Below are 21,271 nucleotides of genomic sequence, written 5' to 3'. Positions count from 1 at the left end.
TGTGCTGGTGAAAAATAAAATTTATCCCCAATGTAATCTGATATGGTAATTGATGGAAAATTTACGTAACTGAATAAGAACTTTAACTATCTCCTAACCAAAGATATATGCAGATTTACCATCCACATCAAGCTAGTTATCCCCTTGATTTTATAAGTCATCACTTATACAAGTAGGTAATGGGTAATTTGACATTTTCATCACCAATTATTCATTTGGTTCATAAAATTAATTTAAACCAATGATTTAGTTTCTATGAATTATGCTATTCTTTGTATTAATTCAATGTTCCAAAGCAACCCAGCAAATTAGTTATTTATGTGCAAGTAGAACAGTAGTAAAAAATAACTAAAGCTAGTTGCATTTCTCTCACCTTATCAATGGTTGATAATTCGTTTGCATTCCTGTATTTATTCGGATTCAAGGTGGTATTTCTTCTGTAACGAAATTGTCAACTTTTTCGGGTTAAATCCCATAACATATATTATCCTGGACGCTGAAACTGGCTATGGCATTTATCAAAATACAGAACGTTGTCATTAATACCAGCTATGTGGCTGCGGTCAAACTAGATCATCAAACTAGTTTGGGAGAAAAAAGCGTTTCTGTTCTAATAGCTACTTCTAAGTTTCCATTGTCCAATCTAGATACAATTGCTCAAGATTTCTGCCATTACGAATGGGTAGAATTTACTGGTCAAGCAGCTACCGCGCTTCAAGATTATTTTACCAGCTTCAATAACGTTATCGACCTGTTGCCACAATATCAAGAGTCGAGCGTTGGATAAAGGGAAGGAAAAAGGAAAAAGTCAAAAGGCAGAAATTCAAATGACAATACTTGACCTGTTTACTTTTTTCTAAAATTTCCTAGTAATTTTTTCACAAGCAATAAAAATCGTCAGGGTAAGCAATAGCAAATATACCGATTAATCAAAATTCATCAATAATTCACACTGAGAAAGCCTCGTAAAATTTGGATTTCTTAATTGCGAATTGCGAATTGCGAATTGCGAATTGGTATGTAGATCCACAGTACCCCAGAACAGAATATGTCCTATGTCTGCTAATCCAATTGATGCTGCCTTGGCGGAGTTAGAAAGCCAAATTAGTAATTGCGAAAAGGCTTTGTTGCGGTGTATTGAGGAAAAGAAAGTGAACTCGGAAAAACCTATGTCAATTAACAAAATTAACAGACAACTACAACAAAATCCTATTGCGATCATTGGGATGGCTTCCATCGTTCCTGAAGCCAGAAATTTGCGGGAATATTGGCAAAATATCATTAATAAAGTTGATTGTATTACCGATGTTCCTGACACCCACTGGAGTGTTGAAGATTATTACGACCCCAACCCCAGAACACCTAAAGATAAAACCTACTGTAAGCGTGGTGGTTTTATTCCAGAGGTTGATTTTAACCCAATGGAATTCGGTATTCCCCCCAGCATTTTAGAAGTGACCGACGTTTCCCAACTATTAAGTTTAGTAGTTGCGAAAGAAGCAATGGAAGATGCTGGTTACGGTGAATCTCGTGATTTTAACCGCGAGATGGTGGGGGTTGTTTTAGGGGTTGCAATGGCCAAGCAATTGGGTATGCCCTTATCTGCACGGTTAGAATATCCCATTTGGAAAAAAGTCCTCAAAAGCAGTGGACTCTCTGACGAAGACACCGACAAAATCGTGGAAAAAATTCAAAGTGCTTACGTCAAATGGGATGAAAACGCTTTCCCTGGGATGTTGGCTAACGTTGTGGCTGGGCGCATCGCCAACCGCTTGAACTTTGGTGCAATGAACTGCGTAGTGGATGCAGCTTGCGCTAGTTCCTTCGGTGCTTTGAAAATGGCGATTAGCGAACTCGTTGAACATCGCGCTGACATGATGCTGACTGGTGGTGTAGACACTGATAACACCATCATGGCTTACATTTCCTTCAGCAAAACCCCAGCCGTGTCTCCTAGCGAGAACGTCAAACCCTTCGATGCAAAATCCGATGGGATGATGCTGGGTGAAGGTATTTGTATGTTGGTGTTGAAGCGTCTCGAAGATGCAGAACGCGACAACGATAAAATTTACGCAGTCATCAAAGGGGTTGGTACTTCCAGCGACGGACGCTATAAGAGTATTTATGCTCCCCGCAAAGAAGGACAAGTTAACGCTTTGCGTCGCGCTTACGAAGATGCTGGTTTCTCTCCCGCTACCGTCGGTCTGATGGAAGCCCACGGTACAGGGACAATGGCTGGCGACCCCACCGAGTTCGGTTCTTTAAGAGACTTTTTCTCTCAATACGACAACAAAAAGCAGCATATTGCTTTGGGTAGTGTGAAATCCCAAATCGGTCACACCAAAGCTGCTGCGGGTGCGGCTAGCTTAATTAAAACCGCTTTGGCACTGCATCATAAAATTCTGCCACCAACAATTAACATTACTGAGCCGAATCCCAAGCTCAATATTGAAAACTCCTCTTTTTATCTCAACACCGAAACTCGTCCCTGGATTCGGGCAGAAGGTGAAGCACCAAGACGTGCAGGTGTGAGTTCCTTCGGGTTTGGAGGGACAAACTACCACATAGTTTTGGAAGAACACGACAGCGAACAAAATCGCCCTTACCGCATCCACAGTACCCCCCGCGAAATCATGTTGTTTGCTGCTAACCCTGCGGAACTGCTAACAAAGTGCGAGGAAGCTTTAGGTAACTTGCAATCAGCAGATGGTGAAAGACATTTCCTCAACTTAGCGCAAGCTTGCCAATCAGTAGAAATTCCCCAAAATGCGGCGAGAGTTGGTTTTGTGGCGGAAAATCTCGCAGAAGCTTGCAAGTTGATGCAAACTACTATCGATTTGCTCAAGCACAAAGCAGGCGCAGCTAACTGGGAGCATCCCCAAGGGATTTACTACCGTGCTTCCGGGATGGAATTGGGCGGTAAGGTTGTATCCTTGTTCTCTGGTCAAGGTTCTCAATACCTGGAAATGGGTAGAGAACTGGTGATGAACTTCCCCACTCTGCGCCGTCTCTACGGTTACATGGATGGGTTATTACTCAGAGATAACTTGCGTCCTCTCTCAGAAATTGTCTTCCCCCATCCCGTATTTAATGAAGACGAGAAAAAGGCGCAAGCGGCTGCGCTGCAACGGACAGAATATGCACAACCCGCGATTGGCGCATTTAGCGCAGGTTTGTATTCCATCCTCAAGCAAGCTGGCTTTAAGTCTGACTTTGTCGCGGGACACAGCTTTGGTGAAATTACCGCTTTGTGGGCTGCGGGTGTGTTAAGTGACCAAGATTATATGTACTTGGTGAAAGCTAGGGGTCAAGCAATGGCTGCACCCAAAGACCCTGACCACGATGCGGGTACAATGTTGGCGGTGAAGGAAGACCTCAGCAAAATCGAACCGATTCTGAAGCGATTCCCACAGGTAACGATCGCCAATTATAATTCCCCTACTCAGTTTGTCTTGGCAGGTTCTACCGGCGACATTGCCAAAGTGCGTGAAGCCTTACAAGCACAAGGTTACGCAGCTATACCCTTACCAGTGTCCGCCGCCTTCCACACCTCACTGATTGCTTTCGCCCAGAAGTCATTTGCGATCGCTACTAAATCAGTCACCTTCAATGAGCCAAAACTTCCTGTATTCACCAACGTTACAGGTAAGCAATACCCCAAAGAACCCCAAGCGATTCAAAAAATCCTGGAAACTCACCTCGCTAATTCGGTGCTGTTCAAGCAGGAAATTGAAAATATCTACGCGGCTGGTGGTCACTGCTTCGTGGAATTCGGGCCTAAGAGAATCCTTGCTAACTTAGTCAAAGAAATTCTCGGCGATCGCCCCCATGTTACCATTGCCCTCAACCCCAGCGCACAGAAAAACAGCGATCGCTCCTTACGGGAAGCAGTAGTGCAAATGCGCGTCCTGGGTATGCAGTTGAAGAACATTGACCCATACCAAACCCAGCCTACCTTACCCCCAGCCGATAAGAAAAAAGGTATCAGCATCACCTTACGGGGTATCAACTACGTGTCCGAAAAAACCAAAAACGCCTTTGTACAAGCGTTGAATGATGGACACAAAATTTCCTTCCCCAATGCGCCCACAGTTAACGTTGCTGCTACCCCAGTGGTAGAAACACCCGCCATCTCTGCGTCGCAACCAGAGACACGAGCCATGTCTGCATCGATGACCGCAGCTACACCAGAGATGTCTGCACCAGTTAAAGCAACTAACGGTAACGGACGCGCCACCAAAATCGCCAACAACTCTACTATTACTACTGAAGTAAAACCGGAAATGAACTCTGCGATCCTTGCACCTCAACTAGCCGAATCAAAGACAATGCAAACACCAGAGAAACTGGAAAACTTCCAGCGCGTGCTAGAAAGCTTAGAGTACCTCATGACTCAGTTCCAGCAAAACCAAGCTGAAAACCTGCAAGTTCATGGTACTTACCTCAACCATCAGATGGAATATACCAAAGCGTTCTTCCAACTGATGCAACAGCAAAATGCTTTGTTTGCTAACGCTAAGACTTCCCAAGAAGCGGCTCAACTCAAGCTAGTAGTGATGGAAAGCTTGGAGCGCAGTTTGATGCAGTTTCACTCCCAACAAGGTGAAACCCTCCGCATCCATGAAAAATATCTTCAGGAACAAGTAGCTTACGCGCAAAACTTCTTCGACCTCATCCAGCAACAATACTCAATGGTTCTTGCCAGTGGCGTAACCGCAGCAGCCACAGAAGCACCAGTTCCAGAAGTTAGCAAGCAAATCCCTGCTTTCACCATCGATACCCCTGTTGTGGAAGCACCCGCACCTGTAGCTAAAGTTGAGCCTGTAGCGAAACCTGAATTCACCATCGCTGAAGCACCTGTTGCGCCTGCACCTGCGCCCACAGCTTGGCAAATGCAGCCTGAGCCTGTAGTTGAAGCACCCGTGGTTGCACCTGCACCTGTGGCTCAAGTTATCGCTCCCCCAGTCAAGGAAGTTGAAGTTGCACCCGCACCTGCACCCGTTGCACCTGCACCTGTAGCTGCTCCCGCCGTAGATTTGGCTGAGTTGGGTAACAACCTGCTAGCAATTATCAGCGATAAGACTGGCTACCCAGTAGAAATGCTGGAAGTAGAAATGGACATGGAGGCTGACTTAGGTATTGACTCCATCAAGCGGGTAGAAATCTTAGGCGGATTGCAAGAATTGTATCCTGACCTACCCAAGCCAAACTTAGAAGAACTCGCAGAAAAACGCACCATCGGTCAAATTATCGAGTTCCTTCAAGCTAACGCTGCTAGCGGTCAACCTGTAGCAGTCGCCACTCAGCCAGTAGTCGAAGTAGCCACACCTGTTGCACCTGCACCTGAAGTAGTTCCTGCACCAGTCGTAGCTCCTGCTGCACCTGCACCTGAGCCAGTAGCAGTTGTAGAAACAGTTGCCGAAACTGAAGTTGCAGACACCACTGACTATGCAGATATCGGTCAAACTCTCATCAACATTATCAGCGAGAAAACTGGCTACCCAGTAGAAATGCTCGAACTGGAAATGGACATGGAGGCTGATTTAGGGATTGACTCCATCAAGCGGGTAGAAATCTTAGGTGGATTGCAAGAAGTGTATCCCAACTTGCCCAAACCCAATTTTGAAGAATTAGGTGACTTACGGACAATCGGTCAAATTGTTGACTACCTCCAGAAGCTGGTGGGAGGTGAAAAAAAAAAGCCTCAGTCTGAGTTTAGCTGGCAACCAGTAAAAGTCATCGACGGTGTACAACGCCGTCCAGCTAAACTCAAATACCTACCAACACCCGATCGCCTAGAATTCAAATTGCCAGAGGGACACATCTATTTAATCACCGATGATGGAACTCTAACTACCTCCCAAGTAGCGCAAGCTTTAACAGAAAGTGGCTCCAAAGTGGTAGTGTTGAGCTTCCCCCAATCAATTGTTCCCCAACGTTCGCGCAGCGACTCCGCAGGAGTATCGCCCTTACCCGCAGGCGTGAACCAAGTTAGCCTCGCAGATATGAGTGAAGAACTACTGCAAGAAAAATTATCTGCGATCGCTACTAACTACGGCACGATTGGGGCTTTCGTTCACCTCCACCCCAGATTTCAGGTAGCGAACACCGGCAAAGTGCCTTTCATCCCAGAAGAAAAAGCCATTGTGAAGCACGTTTTCTTTATGGCGAAGCACCTGAAAAAATCCTTGACTGAAGCCGGACGTTATGAGCGGAGTTGTTTCTTCACTGTCACTCGGTTAGATGGTAGTTTTGGATTAGAGCATGATGTAAACTTTGGTGCGATCGGTGCTGGGTTGTTTGGGTTAGTCAAGACTCTGAGATGGGAATGGTCAAATGTATTTACCAGAGGAATTGACCTCAGCCCCAACTTAGATGCAAGAACTTCAGCACAGCACATCATTGATGAGTTGCATGATTCTAATCTTTGTATTGCTGAAGTTGCTTACGGTTCTCAGGGACGTGTTACTTTGATTAGTTCTTTTGAGTAGGGATCAGGGACTAGGTACTAGGGACTGGGTACTGGGAAGAAGACAGTTAGAGAAAGTTGTAGTGAATTTAGGATAAAAGTTGAAACGCGAAGGAAAGTACAAAGCTACCCGCAAATTTCACTACTGGTACTGTAATAAAAGAGTCCAAACTCTATATCTCGACACCCAATCCCCAGTCCCCAATCCCCAATCCCCAGTCCCTAATCCAAAATTCAGATTTCAAAGCCAAGATTTTTAATAATATGACTACACTTACCCAGGTTCGTCCTTCATCGGTTTTTGTTGTTAGTGGTGGTGCTAAGGGAATCACGGCGCAGTGTGTGGCTAGATTAGCGCAGCACCAACCTTGTCAGTTTATCTTGCTTGGGCGATCGCAAGTTATTGAAAATGAGCCAGAGTTTGCTCAGGATTGTTTTGAAGAGGCTGTATTAAAGAAACGGATTATGCAGCATCTCATCTCCCAAGGTGAGAAGCCTACACCGATGAGTGTACAGAAGGTTTATAACACAATTGTTTCTAGCCGCGAAGTGAAGCAAACTCTGGCGGAGATTGAAAAGACTGGTGCAAAGGCTGAGTATATCAGTGTTGATGTTACCAATGTTGCTGAGTTACAAGAGAAATTAGCGGCTGTGTCTGCAAGAGTTGGGAAGATTACCGGAATTATTCACGGTGCGGGTAACTTAGCTGACAAGTTGATTGAGAAGAAGACAGATCAAGATTTTGAGAAGGTGTACACCGCTAAGGTGCAAGGGTTAGAAAATCTGTTGTCTTGTGTGGATGCTAAACAATTAGAACATTTGGTATTGTTTTCTTCCGTGGCTGGATTTTATGGGAATATTGGGCAATCGGATTATGCGATCGCTAATGAAATTCTCAACAAGTCAGCTCACTTGATCAAGCAATACAATCCTGATTGTCACGTTGTCGCTATCAACTGGGGCGGTTGGGATAGCGGTATGGTGACACCAGAACTCAAGAAAGCCTTCGCCGAACGGGGAATTGACATTATCCCTGTGGATGTAGGTACACAAATGCTAGTCAACGAACTCCACCCCAGCCATCGTGACTCTACACAAGTAGTCATTGGTAGCCCCATCATCCCCCCACCCGGAACTTTAGACCCCCAACTCCGCAGCTATCGTATCCGTCGCCGCCTGACTGTAAATGCTAACCCCTTCTTGATGGATCATGTGATTGCTGGGACTCCTGTACTACCAGCCACCTGCGCTATGTCCTGGATGATTCATGCTTGTGAAGAATGTTATCCAGGTTATCGGTATGTAAGTTGTAGAGAATTTAAAGTTTTAAAGGGTATTACCTTCAATCAAACCCTAGCAAAAGAATACATTCTCGAAATTCAAGAAATCGCCAAACATGGTTCTGAAGCCATCGAATTTCAGACCACAATTCTCAGCAAAACCCCCGAAGGAAAAACCCACTATCATTTCCGCGCCAACATTACAACTGTGCGCCAAATACCAGAAATACCGATATATGAATCTGTTAATTTAACAGAAGATAATATCATCAAAACCACTGGTAAAGACTTCTATCAAAATGGCGATTGCACCCTATTTCATGGGCCAGCATTCCAACAAATTACCAGAGTAATTAACATCAGCCCAGAAAAAATTACTACTGAATGTTACTGGTCACAAATCTCACCAGAAACCCAAGGACAATTCCCCATCAGATGGTACAACCCCTACGCCACAGATTTAAGTACCCAACCTTTATGGGTATGGTTAAGCCATTATCACCAAGAAGTTTGTTTACCAGGACAACTAACAGATTCACAACAATTTAGACCCATTCCTTGTAACGCACCCTTCTACGTTTCTTGTGAAGTCATCAGCAAAACTGCAACCGGCTTAACCGCCAACTTTATGCTTCACGACACCGAAGGAAAACTCTACTCCCGCATCTTAGGAGCAAAAGCAATCATTGCACCAATGAACCTGCACAAACCCAAATAGGAGGCAAGGGGGCAGGGGGCAGGGTGCAGGGGAGAGGAGAATAAATAATGAATTTTACCCTCCAATTGCCCTCTCCTTCTCTCTGCGCCTCTGCGTGACAAAAATCTTAAATAAAACCCCTCAAAACATCCTAAATCAATTAGGATTGCTATAGTAGGCCATTTATAAAGCACAGTAAATCCCTAATCGTCTCAAGTTCCGGGAATAGCGTAAATCCTCGTAAGTTTAGAAAACAGTTTAAATACTGTCATATTCAGCAAAAACAAAGGTAACAGGTAGCAGGTAACAGGTGACAGTGAAATAGTTGAAATAGTCATTAGTCATTAATTCTTTTCCCCCTGCTCCCTGCCCCCTGCCCCTCTGCCTAATATCGCTACCCAAACGAGGATAGAAACAGTGGAAAAAATCGCCATCATCGGATTATCATGCCTCTTTCCCGATGCTAACAATCCCGATCAATTTTGGCAGAATCTCACTGAGCAGAAAGATTCGACATCATCAATTACTGTCGAAGAAATGGGTTTAGATCCCACAATATTTTACGACCCAGTCAAAGGCAAGCCGGAAAAATTTTATTTTCTCAAAGGTGGATTTATCCGCAATTTTAAATTTGATGCCAGCGAATACAATCTGCCATCGGAATTTGTGGAAAGCTTAGATAACACCTTTAAATGGTCACTATACGCTGCAAAACAAGCTATTCAAAATAGTGGCTACTGGGGAAATAAAGAAGTCCTGTCTAAATGTGGAGTAATATTAGGAACTCTTTCCCTACCCACCAAAGTTTCTAATCAATTAATTGCACCCATTTACCGCCAAACCATCGAACCAGCAGTAGCGGAACTTTTACAAAATCAAGATTTCCATTTAGCGGCTATCCCTACAACTACTAAAGCCGCTACACAAAACGCCCTGATTTCTGGCTTACCGGCTGCATTAGTCGCCAAGGCTTTCTCCCTTTCAGGTAATCACTTCTGTATTGATGCAGCTTGCTCTTCTGCCTTCTATAGCATTAAGTTAGCATCTCATTATCTACAGTCCCGCAAAGCCGATGTCATGCTCGCTGGAGCTATCAGTTGCTCAGATCCTCTCTTCTTAAGGATGCTCTTTTCCGGTATCCAAGGCTATCCAGAAAACGGCATTAGCGCGCCTCTAGATAAAGCCTCACGAGGCTTAATTACCTCTGAAGGTATTGGGATGGTTATGCTGAAACGCTACAGTGATGCCGTCAGAGATGGGGATAAAATCCTAGCAACCGTTTGCGGTAATGGTCTTTCTAACGATGGTAAAGGTAAGCATTTACTAAGTCCCAATACCAAAGGGCAAGTCCTAGCCTTCGAGAGAGCTTATCAAGAAGCTGAACTTAACCCCAAAACTATTGATTATATGGAGTGTCACGCTACCGGCACATTACTGGGAGATACCACCGAACTCACCTCTATAGAATCCTTCTTTGGACAACACCAAGCCAAGCCTTTAGTTGGTTCAGCCAAAGCCAATGTTGGTCACTTATTAGTAGCTGCCGGTATGGTGAGTTTGACGAAGGCAATATATAGCCTCAACCACGATGTAATTCCCCCCACCATCAAAGTTAACGACCCTATTAAGTCAGAAAATAACGTGATTTCGTCTGACAACATCGTGCGAAATCAGACACCCTGGCCACAAAACAAACCAACCAAACACGTAGCCTTAAGTGCCTTTGGCTTCGGTGGTACAAACTCCCATCTGATTCTAGAGAAATAAGAAGTTCGTAGTAAGGGCTTCAGCCCTTTCTTATGAGATAGAAAATCAACTATCTCAAATTAATAAGTTAGTAGGGTGCGTCAGTATGAGTAATTTCTTGATGTGTTTAGGCTTTCTTGCGCTGACGCACCCTACCTTTTGGAAGTCTCTAAAGCACTGAAGTGCTTACTACAAAATGATTTATCGTCCACAGACTAATAGTAAAGAGATGTTAGAACAAAAAATCGCTATTGTAGGCATGGATGCCTTCTTCGGTGAATGCAATGGTTTAGATGCTTTTGAACGCAGTATCTACGACGGTAAACAACACTTCATTCCCCTACCGCCGAAGAGATGGTACGGCATCGAAACACAACCAGAATTACTACAAAAGTACGGCTTAGTAGAAAGTAAAGCACCTGTAGGTGCATATATCAAAGAGTTTGATATTGATACCCTCACTTATAAGATTCCTCCCAACGAAGTCGAAAAACTCAACCCCCAACAACTGCTACTGCTGACAGTGGCCGATCGCGCCCTTAAAGATGCGAAGATTCCAGAAGGGGGTAATGTAGCGGTCATTATCGCCACAGAAACCGAGTTATCCGTTCATCAACTCCAACAACGCTGGGATGCGTCTTGGCAAGTTAAAGACGGTCTCAACGCGGCGGAAATTACCTTACCCCAAGACAAAATCGCCCAACTAGAAACCATCGTTAAAGATAGCGTTCACCATCAAGTCGAGATTGGTGAGTATTTAAGCTATATCGCCAACATTATGGCGAGTCGGATTTCTTCGTTGTGGAACTTTACCGGGCCTTCCTTCACTCTCACGGCTGTAGAAACTTCCGCATTCAAGGCGTTGGAAGTGGCACAAATGCTACTGATGACCGAAGAAGTAGACGCTGTGGTTGTTGGTGCAGTCGATATGGCTGGCGGTGTTGAGAACGTATTATTACGCAGTCAAACAGCTAATATTAATACTGGCGTTAACACCTTGAGCTATGACCAAAAAGCCAACGGTTGGACACCGGGAGAAGGTGCGGGGGTTGTAGTTCTCAAGCGTCATGACCAAGCACTCTTAAATGGCGATCGCATTTATGCTGTGATTGATGCTATTAGTATCGGTCAAACTCACTCAAACCTAGACGGTACAAGCATTAACCAAGCTTGTCAGCAAGCTCTACAAACGGCAGGTATTCAACCTGACCAAGTGAACTATGTCGAGGTTTACGGCAGTGGGATTCCCCAGGAAGACGAGGCGGAAATTGCTGGTTTAGTCCAAGCCTATCCACCTGTAGGTGATGGTTTACACTGTGCAATCGGTAGCGTCAAAGCCAATATCGGTCACACCTTCGTTGCTTCGGGTATCGCCAGCTTAATTAAAACGGCTCTGTGTCTGTATTACAGATATATTCCCGCCACCCCTGGCTGGTCTGGTGTGAAGAATCCCCAAGCTTTTGAGGGTAGTCCTTTCTATGTGGCGACGGAATCTAGACCTTGGTTTTTGAGCAAGAATGCTCCCCGACGCATCGCTGCGGTGAACGGGATAGGTTCTGATGGGACTTATGCTCATGTGATTTTGTCGGAAGAAGCCAATCAGCCAGAACGTCCGAATAGGTATTTACAGCAAACACCTTATTATCTGTTTCCTGTAGCTGCTGATGACCGCGCTAGTTTAATGGCTACTTTAGACAGTCTGCAAAAGAGTATTACCGAGAGTGATTCTCTATCTCAGAGTGCTAGTCAAGCCTTTAATAGCTATCAACAACAAACCGCCGCACAGTACGCTGTATCCATCACCGGACGCAACAAAAAAGAACTTCTGCGCGAAATTGAATCAGCACGTAAAGGGATTAATGCTGCTTTTGAAAAGGGTACAGATTGGCAAACACCTGTAGGTAGTTACTTTACAGCCAACCCCTTGGGTAAAAAAGGCGAGGTGGCTTATGTGTATCCGGCGGCGGTAAATTCCTATGTCGGTATCGGTCGTAATCTCTTCCGTCTGTTCCCTAAACTGCATGACAACCCCTTCGTCAAGAGCCTTTACAAACGTGCGGCTGATGTCGAGCGTCGGGTATTTCCGCGTAGTTTGAGCAAATTAACTACCAGACAATTAGAAAAGCTAGAGCGGGAATTGCTCGATGATTCTCTAGCGATGTTTGAAGCGGAAATGTTCTTCACCCGACTAATGACCACCGTGATTCGGGATGATTTCCAAATCAAACCCAAATATGTATTTGGCTATAGCTTGGGTGAAACCAGCATGATGGTTGCTCAAGGGGTGTGGAGCAATTTTTATGAAGGAAGTAGTTCCTTCAACTCCTCAGCTTTATTTGGTGACAGATTATCTGGCCCGAAAAATGCTGTGCGTGAGTATTGGGGATTACCAAAATCTTCCTCGGCTTCAGAGGATAATTTGTGGGGTAATTATGTGCTGATGGCGAGTCCTGTGCAAGTGCGGGATGCAATCAGAAATGAACCGCGTGTTTATCTGACACAAATTAATACTCCCGAAGAAGTGTTAATTGCAGGTGATCCGGCGGCTTGTCAAAGAGTGATTAAAACCATTGGCTGCAATGCTTTCTCTGCTCCCTTCGATCATGTGATTCATTGTCAAGCCATGCGATCGGAGTTTGATGAGTTAGTTAAATTAAATACTTTGCCAACTCAGGAAATACCCGGCATTGTATTTTATTCGGCGGCTGAGTATCAGACTATCACATTAGAAAGTGGAGTAATTGCACATAGCATTGCAACAGGGTTATCTCAAGAACTAGATTTTCCCAAATTAGTTAACCGCGTTTACGAAGACGGAACAAAAATCTTTATTGAAGCCGGCGCGGGTAGTGTCTGTTCTCGCTGGATAGATAAAATTCTGGAAGACAAAGAACACATCACCGTTTCCCTCAACCGTCGCGGGATGGATGACCATAGTTCCATTGTCAAAGCATTAGGTAAGCTCGTTAGTCATCGAGTGAATTTAGACTTATCACCGCTTTACAGTCCCGTAGCAACTACTAAGCAAAATAAAGCCATGCTGCGGACTGTGACAGTTGGTGGTGACTCAATTACTGGCAAAATCTTGACAGCAGAAAACCGTCAACTCTTCCAACATGTAGTGAAGAAAAAACAGCCAGAACAACCAGTATTTAGTGATTCCCTCACTATTAATTCTTTGAATTTATCTCAGGCTGTCAATAAGATTGAAACTCCGGCTGTAGAAATTCCTAGTCCTACAGTTGAGCAAGTAAAAGATTCCATGAAAACTATCATGGAATACGATTTAAAAACTGAAGAGCAAGTAGAATTTTCTGAGTCTACTGTTTCTGACTCTGCAACGCCTGAAATAGTTCCTGAATTACCTGCAACTGAAGAAGAATTTGCCATCATCATCAATATGTTGGAATTAAACAAAGTTCAGTATCAAAAGCTGAACGCAAACAACGCACGCATAACTAAAAATCACACAGATTTCTTAAAAGCCAGACAAGATTTTAGTAAACAATTGAGCGAAATCATTCAATTACAAATGGTCTGTGCCGCAGATTTATTGAGCGAAGAAGCTAAGTAATTAAAGTAGGTTGGGTTGAGCAATAGCGAAACCCAAGATAGATATCGGTGTTGGTTTTCGCTCTGCTACACCCAACCTACTGAGCAAATGTAACCAGAAAACAAAAGTATACAAGACCCTAAATTTAATGGGGATTGGTAATTTTGAATTTTGAATTTTGAATTTTGAATTCGGAGCGAAGCGACGTGACGACCGTGGATACATTTATAAATAAATATGATAATGGTTTGGGTTATTCCAGCCATATCTATAATCACAATCTCATCTGGAAAGGTGCTTTAGATTGTGTTGCATTTGAAGAAACAGATATCAAAAATAAATTACTGGCTTTAGATAAACCTTGTTACATTGTCAAGCTTGCAGGGAAAGTTGGTGTAACTAATGATGGTTATTTAGCTCCAGCAGAACACGGTGCAGCCGGACAATTAGAACTCATCACATCAATTCCACCCCTAAAAATACAACAACTAGGCGACCCTAGTTTTCTCTCATTCTATGGTGTGAAATATGCCTATATGACTGGCGCAATGGCTAGCGGTATCGCTTCCGAAGAAATGGTCATTGCATTAGGTAGAGAGCATATTTTAAGTTCCTTTGGTGCTGGTGGTTTACCTCCTGAAAGAATAGAAGCAGCCATTCATAAAATTCAACAAGCTTTACCTCATCAACCCTACGCTTTTAATTTAATTCACAGCCCTAATGATATGGCAGTTGAACGCCAGGCTGTGGATTTATATTTAAAATATGGCGTGAGAATTGTTGAGGCTTCAGCATTTTTAGACCTAACACCCAACATTGTTTATTACCGTGTTGCGGGATTAAGTTTAAATGATGCTAACCAAATTGAAATCAAAAATAAAGTCATTGCCAAAATTTCTCGCCGGGAAGTAGCGAGTAAATTTATGCAGCCAGCACCACCAAAAATGCTGCAAGAATTGCTGCAACACGGTTTAATTACTGAGTTGCAAGCTAAACTGGCGGCGAAAGTGCCAATGGCTGATGATATTACTGTAGAAGCTGATTCTGGCGGACATACTGATAATCGTCCCTTGGTTTGTTTACTCCCTTCACTAATCGCTTTAAGGGATGAAATTCAAGCTCAATATCATTATTCCCAACCCATTAGAATTGGTGCAGCCGGTGGAATTGCTACCCCAGAATCAGCCTTAGCAGCTTTCATGATGGGTGCGGCTTATGTAGTTACTGGTTCAGTGAATCAAGCTTGTGTGGAATCTGGTGCTTGTGAGCATACCAAAAAGCTATTAGCACAGGCGGAAATGGCTGATGTAACTATGGCTCCTGCCGGCGATATGTTTGAAATGGGTGTGAAAGTACAAGTGTTAAAACGGGGTACGATGTTCCCCATGCGCGCGCAAAAATTGTACGAATTGTACCGCACTTATAACTCAATTGAAGAAATTCCTTTAGCAGAAAGGGAGAAGTTAGAAAAACAAGTTTTTCGGAAAACTATCGCTGAGGCTTGGGAAGGAACTGCTGCTTATTTATCACAAAAAAATCCTGAGAAATTAGGCAAAGCAGTTAACAATCCTAAACTCAAAATGGCCGTAATCTTTAGATGGTATTTAGGATTATCTTCTCGTTGGTCTACTACTGGTGAAAAGGGTAGAGAAGTAGATTATCAAATTTGGTGCGGCCCAGCTATGGGAAGTTTTAATGACTGGGTGCGTGGTTCTTATTTAGAGGAAGCACATAATCGTCATGTTGTTGATGTTGCTAATCACATCATGAAGGGAGCAGCGTTTTTATATCGGATTCAAAGTTTGAAATTGCAAGGAATGCAAATTCCTGATTCTTACATTCAATATCGACCATTACGTTCTTAATAAATAGGGTGTATAGAGACAAATAAAATCAAAATTTAGAATTCAGAAATCAAATTTAACATACTCTTATTTTTGAATTTTGAATTTTGAATTTTGAATTCCCCGCAGGGGTAAGGGACGCGTAGAAAATTATTGGAGATTTCAAAATGACTGTCAAACAATCTTATAGTGCAGATGAAATTCAAGCTTGGATGGTTTCTCACCTCGCGGAAGTGTTAGGTGTAGACGCTGATGAAATTGACCCAAGTGTGAATTTAGAAAGCTATGGTTTGGATTCGGCTCAAGCCATGACTATGGTAAGTCAATTAGAAAAATTATTAGGGTTTCAACCATCACCTTTGTTGTTGTGGCACTATCCCACAATTGAATCTTTATCTCAGCGTTTAGCTGAAGAATTGGAAGAAGGTACAGAGGTACAAGATACAGGTGTTACTCGTTCCACAAATGCTTCTAGCTTCTCTGATACCCCTGTTTTGGATTTACAAGCTGAAGCTGTTCTTGATCCCACTATTCATCCTGGTGGTGCTATTCCTGTTGCTTTACCTGTCACTCAACCTAAGAAGGTATTCTTAACTGGTGGTACTGGCTTTTTAGGTGCTTTCATTATTCGGGAATTGCTCCAACAAACCAAAGCAGAAATCTATTGTTTGGTGCGTGCAGCTAACTTAGAAGAAGGTAAAGTTAAGCTGCGAAAAAATCTTGAAGGTTATGCAATTTGGCAGGATGAATATGATTCGAGAATTATTCCTGTCGTTGGTGATTTATCTGAACCTTTGTTGGGTCTAAGTTCTACTCAGTTCCAAACTTTAGCATCAGAAATTGACACTATTTACCATAGTGGTGCGTTGTTAAATTATGTCTTCCCTTACTCAGCCTTGAAAGCAGCTAACGTTTTAGGAACTCAAGAAGTATTGCGCTTGGCTTGTCAAGTGAAAGTGAAGCCTGTGCATTATGTTTCTAGTGTGGCGGTGTTTGAAGCTCCTTTCTATGCTGGTAAAGTTGTGAAGGAAGATGATGATTTTAGCCACTGGGAAGGGATTTATCTCGGTTATTCCCAAACTAAGTGGGTAGCAGAAAAGTTAGTGAAAATTGCGAGCGATCGCGGTTTGCCTGTTACCATTCATAGACCCCCCCTCATCGCTGGTGATAGCGAAACAGGTATCGGTAACACCCATGACTTTATCAACCTGATGGTTAAAGGTTGTCTACAGATGGGATATTTCCCCGAAGTGGAATATATGCTGGATATGTCCCCTGTAGATTATGTTAGTAAAGCGATCGTACATCTATCTATGCAAAAAGATGCGATCGGTCAAGCTTTCCACTTACAACATCCCCAACCAGTAGGATTGGATGTTTTAGTTGATTGGGTACGCTCTTTCGGTTATCAAATTAACATCCTTCCTTACGAAGAATGGCAAGCGAAGTTAATTGAAAGTGCGACTTCTACAGATAATCCTCTATATACTTTGCGGCCTTTCCTCTTAGAACGTTGGTCTGATGAACAACTCACGATTCCCGATTTGTACCTAAAAGCAAGAAGACCTCACATTAGTTGTGAAGAAACTGTTAAGGCTTTGGCTGGTAGCGGTGTTTCTTGCGCGCCAATTGATGGAAAGTTGTTTATGACTTACACGGCGTATTTGATTCAGAGTGGTTTCTTGACTCTGGGTTAGGAGGGTTTAAACACGGAGGTACGCAAAGGTAAACGCCAAGGTACGCCAAGAGTTTAAATAAAGTTTGATTTTATGCGTCCATGACCCAGTTTCGATAAGAAGCTGGGTTTTTCTTATGAAAGTCTTAATAAATCTCTTTTTCCCAGTCCCCACTCCCCAATCCCCAGTCCCTTTAAATAAGTTTGCTATTAACACTAGCTTCACAAAATAAATGCTATAAATGAAGTTGATGTAAAGTTGAACCTCATTGAACAAATCCTTGACTTTATGCCTGTTCTGCAACGGAAGGCGATTAACACTGTTATAAGTCAATTGTCTGCCAAAAAAGTGCAATCTACGATTCTCAAGTGTAGCTGTCTTTATCGCATTTAGTTGCGGATGGGTGGGTAGTTGTTCTGATGGTTTGAACAGTCTGTGGTCTGAATTAGGCTACACAGAGGTTGCCAAATGTAAGATGCGTGAATCCTGCCGATCAGAATACAGATACAAGCAGGTTACAATGACAACTCTCACAGGTAAGACAGTGCTGTTGACCGGTGCCTCACGCGGTCTGGGTGTGCATATCGCTCGTGCTTTAGCTAAAGAGCAAGCCACTGTGGTGTGTGTTTCGCGTTCCCGTTCAGGATTAGAGCAAACTTGTGATGCAGTCAATGCAGCAGGTGGTAGAGCTTACGCCATTCCTTTTGATATCACGAAGGTAGGGGAATTATCAGCTCTCACCGAACAGGTTCAATTAAATGTTGGCTCTGTTGATATTTTAATCAACAATGCCGGCATAGAAATTATTAGTGCATTCGCCAATTATTCCCTCGCGGAAATTCATTCTGTCTTCAACACTAACCTCTTGGCTACTATGGAATTAACTCGTCTATTACTCCCCAACATGATGGAACGAGGTAGTGGCCGCATTGTTAACATTGCTTCACTGGCTGGTAAAAAGGGTATTGCTTTTAACAGCATTTACTCTGCTAGTAAGGCAAGTTTGATTATGTGGACTGATGCCGTCCGTCAAGAATTAGCTGGTAGTGGTGTCCATATTTCGGCAGTTTGTCCGGGATATGTCTCTCATACTGGTATGACTGTTGATCCTCGTGTACCTGCACCTAAATTAGCAGGGGTAACGACACCTAAAGCTATAGCTAACGCTGTTATGCGTGCCATTAAAGGCAATCAAGCAGAAATTCTTGTCAATCAAAATCCAATTATGGAAGGTGCGACGAAATTGATGCTGTCTATGGGACAAATTTCTCCGACTGTGGTTGATCAACTTTATCAGTTGTTAGGTATAGTCAATTTCAACCAAGTTAGAGCCGGAAATCGAGCTAATCTCAAATATGCGGCCGTTGGTCGTTACTAAAAATTATAGTCAGCTGATTCGGGAATGCGGCTTAGATGGTTAATACTGCCAACACTTTAACTGCCAGCCACAACCCGCCACGGCAAGAGCAGCAACATAGTTATTATCAGGCACTAACTCTACTAGACTCCAAGCAGGTAATTTGACTAACCTAGCTGGTTCTGTGGGTGTTAGTGCTATTTCAATTTGTTCTAATTGAGATATGCCGTCACCCGTCGCTTTAAGATAAGCTTCTTTACAAGTCCAGTAACGGAAGAAAGTTTTTTGCTTTTGCTCATCGGGGAGCGATCGCAGTAAATTATATTCTTGTGGTAAAAAAAACCTTTGCGCCAAAGCCTCCACATCCTCCATCACACGCAAAGACTCTAAATCTACCCCGATTTGCCGAGTATAATTCACCGCACACAAAGCTAAATTGTGAGAATGCGACAAGTTAAACAATAAGCCACTTTGCTGTAAACCCTCTGCTAAAAACGGTTTACCACGCGCTTCATAATCAAACTTAACTTGTTCCGGCAAAATTCCCAAATAACCACCTAATATCTGCCTGAGAACACCCCGTCCAGCAATAAAACGCTGGCGATGTTCTGGAAAATAAAATCTGTTAGCACGAGCCAGTTCATCGTCAGAAAGAATTGCTGATAGGCTTTCTAGCTGTGATTCTGTTATATCTAGCTGAAATCGCCAAACATGAACCTCATTCGGCAGTAAGATGAAATCTTTGGGTGGAGATAACCAAATCATTGGGGAATGGGGGCTGGGGATTGGGGATTGGGGACTGGGTACTAGCGACTGGTAGACAAGGTAGACAAGGTAGATTTTACCCCAATGCCCAATGCCCAATGCCCAACGCCCAATAACTAATAACTAATGACTAATGACTAATGACTGTTGACCAATAGGCATTTTGGCATACATATTTTTCAAAGTATAGGTATGCTATGGAAGTGGGATAAATTTCGTGTGAAAAGTAATAAAAACGTTTCATCTCTCAGCCGTGAACTGAGAGATTTTTATTTACTATCTTATTTTAGTTTTTATTTAATCATTTGTTCATAATTAATTATTTTCTTGAGCTTTTACAGATATTTCACCGCCTTATGTCAGTTCAATAATTCCTGGTAAGAGTCATATTAAAGTCTTTGCTTTGCATCTCAAATATTAAATGGATTAAAGCAACTATATTTTTTAGTCCATAACTCACATCAGCCAGATTTTAGCAACAGACATAAATTAAGTTAAGTACACTACCACGCAGTCTTAAGATTCTTAGTTTGATTCGTCAAAAAAACCAACAGTTAAAATCTGTGGTTATTCAAGTTAACTTGTGTCTACGCTTTTGTTTGTAAGCGACTAGACAGTATATGAGTGTTACCAAAATAATAGCCTTCAATGTAGAAGGTTCAAACACCTTTGTTGGAGGTGTGGCAATACATTGAAGTTCACCACTATTTCCCGGAGTCTCAATTTTAATTGTTCCTGGGGGACATACTGGTGGTGTTGGAGGTGTTGTCGGAGGTGTTGTTGGAGGTGTTGTTGGAGGTGTTGTTGGAGTCGGTTCTGGCACACTTCCCACAGAATTGCGACTAGATGAATTACCTCTTCCACCAATTAAGGCGAGTAATAAAGCCAACAGTCCTAAACCAGCAAGCAAAGGCCAGACAGCTGGAAAACCATCTGACTGAGCTGCAATTATTTCTTCACCAGGGATTTCTGCTATTTCTCCAATTCCTACCTCGCTGCCTGGTTCTACTAATGCAGTATCAAACGTGTCACCCACTATGGTTTCACCTGATGGAGTCACATTTGGAAGTTGAACCACTCTTCTCCCATACCAACCATCATCTCTAGCATTGGTAGCATATGGACGCGAAAGTATTGTCAAAATACTTTGTCTGAGTTCGGCTTTATTTCCTGTCCGTAAAGCGTTTAATCCCCTAGAGAGATTATTCAGATAGAACTGTGTCATATCTGGCTCTAGGTTCAGATCAACAATCTTTTGTTCAAGGTTGGGGATTTTGGCGGCTTCTTCTAGGAGGGTTTGTCCATAGGATAATTTCAAGTTCACAAACCCACTGCGGAGGTCATCGGCTGGTTTACCTGACCACAGAAAGTTTCTCGTGACATTACTAAAACCAGGTACAGGAGTTGAACTCAGTTTTCCTCCCAGTCCATACTGTGCTGAATCTAGAATTTGAGAAGAATGATTTCTCCAGACTGACATATAAGGAGAGTTAATCAGATTACTGTTGTTGCCGTAAAAGGGAAGAGTTCTCTGATAGTTAGTTTCTCCGCCAGCTGCTCTCATCAACATTTGTTGATAAGTCAGTCCACCGTTAGATTCAATAACTTGCTCTAAGATAGTACCGGTTTTGTTACAACGTAGACCAAACCCGACTACGCACCCAGGGATAACTCGGAGCTGACGCAAGCCAGCTTCATTATTTTGTAGCTGATACTGTAAAAACTGCTCTTCTTGTCCTGGGGGTATTTTGACAGGCGCGCCAACATTTAAACCTTTTGGTTGTGCATTGGCCGTCTGAACAAAAATCAGTAGTGTTGCTAAAGACGAGAATACAAATGTGATGTTTTTGATAGATTTCAACAAGACCCTTCTCCGGTAGATGA

The 21,271-nt window shown here is 43.1% G+C and carries 10 protein-coding genes; 8 read left to right on the top strand and 2 right to left on the bottom strand.

The window, feature by feature from the left end; genetic code table 11:
- Positions 1-508: 508 nt before the first annotated feature.
- The 8 genes from CLI64_RS26950 to CLI64_RS26910 all read left to right on the top strand — a co-directional run bounded on the left by CLI64_RS26950 (position 509) and on the right by CLI64_RS26910 (position 18,643).
- Positions 509-787 (top strand): hypothetical protein, encoded by a 279-nt coding sequence (locus tag CLI64_RS26950; RefSeq protein ID WP_103140084.1) that lies wholly within the window; start codon positions 509-511, stop codon positions 785-787.
- 268 nt (positions 788-1,055) lie between these two features.
- Positions 1,056-6,491, top strand: coding sequence for a type I polyketide synthase (locus tag CLI64_RS26945; RefSeq protein WP_103140083.1), 5,436 nt, complete (start codon positions 1,056-1,058; stop codon positions 6,489-6,491).
- Between the two features lie 242 nt (positions 6,492-6,733).
- Complete coding sequence (locus CLI64_RS26940; protein ID WP_103140082.1) at positions 6,734-8,467, top strand: SDR family NAD(P)-dependent oxidoreductase; 1,734 nt, start codon at positions 6,734-6,736, stop codon at positions 8,465-8,467.
- A gap of 396 nt (positions 8,468-8,863) precedes the next feature.
- Positions 8,864-10,213 carry a polyketide synthase gene (locus tag CLI64_RS26935; protein WP_103140081.1) on the top strand — a complete coding sequence of 450 codons (1,350 nt, stop codon included), beginning with the start codon at positions 8,864-8,866 and terminating at the stop codon, positions 10,211-10,213.
- 175 nt (positions 10,214-10,388) lie between these two features.
- Positions 10,389-13,766, top strand: a complete 3,378-nt coding sequence (locus CLI64_RS26930) for a type I polyketide synthase (protein WP_225977439.1) — start codon at positions 10,389-10,391, stop codon at positions 13,764-13,766.
- 185 nt (positions 13,767-13,951) lie between these two features.
- Positions 13,952-15,610 carry a PfaD family polyunsaturated fatty acid/polyketide biosynthesis protein gene (locus tag CLI64_RS26925; protein ID WP_103140080.1) on the top strand — a complete coding sequence of 553 codons (1,659 nt, stop codon included), beginning with the start codon at positions 13,952-13,954 and terminating at the stop codon, positions 15,608-15,610.
- Between the two features lie 146 nt (positions 15,611-15,756).
- On the top strand, positions 15,757-17,286 hold the full coding sequence (locus tag CLI64_RS26920) for a thioester reductase domain-containing protein (RefSeq protein WP_103140079.1): 1,530 nt from the start codon (positions 15,757-15,759) through the stop codon (positions 17,284-17,286).
- A gap of 499 nt (positions 17,287-17,785) precedes the next feature.
- Entirely contained in the window at positions 17,786-18,643 is an 858-nt protein-coding gene (locus tag CLI64_RS26910) for an SDR family NAD(P)-dependent oxidoreductase (protein ID WP_103140077.1), read from the top strand.
- A 39-nt stretch (positions 18,644-18,682) separates the two neighbouring features.
- On the opposite strand, the gene hetI is transcribed toward CLI64_RS26910, so the two are convergent.
- On the bottom strand, positions 18,683-19,387 hold the full coding sequence (gene hetI, locus CLI64_RS26905) for a 4'-phosphopantetheinyl transferase HetI (RefSeq protein ID WP_103140076.1): 705 nt from the start codon (positions 19,385-19,387) through the stop codon (positions 18,683-18,685).
- Between the two features lie 571 nt (positions 19,388-19,958).
- The gene (locus tag CLI64_RS31335; protein ID WP_192881607.1) at positions 19,959-21,248 is read right to left on the bottom strand and encodes a hypothetical protein; all 1,290 of its coding nucleotides are present in this window, start codon (positions 21,246-21,248) and stop codon (positions 19,959-19,961) included.
- Positions 21,249-21,271 lie beyond the last annotated feature (23 nt).

It is taken from the genome of Nostoc sp. CENA543, from assembly GCF_002896875.1.
GTDB lineage: Bacteria > Cyanobacteriota > Cyanobacteriia > Cyanobacteriales > Nostocaceae > Trichormus.
Note: the sequence above shows the minus strand (reverse complement) of the source record. Positions and strands in the feature narration are given on the sequence as shown.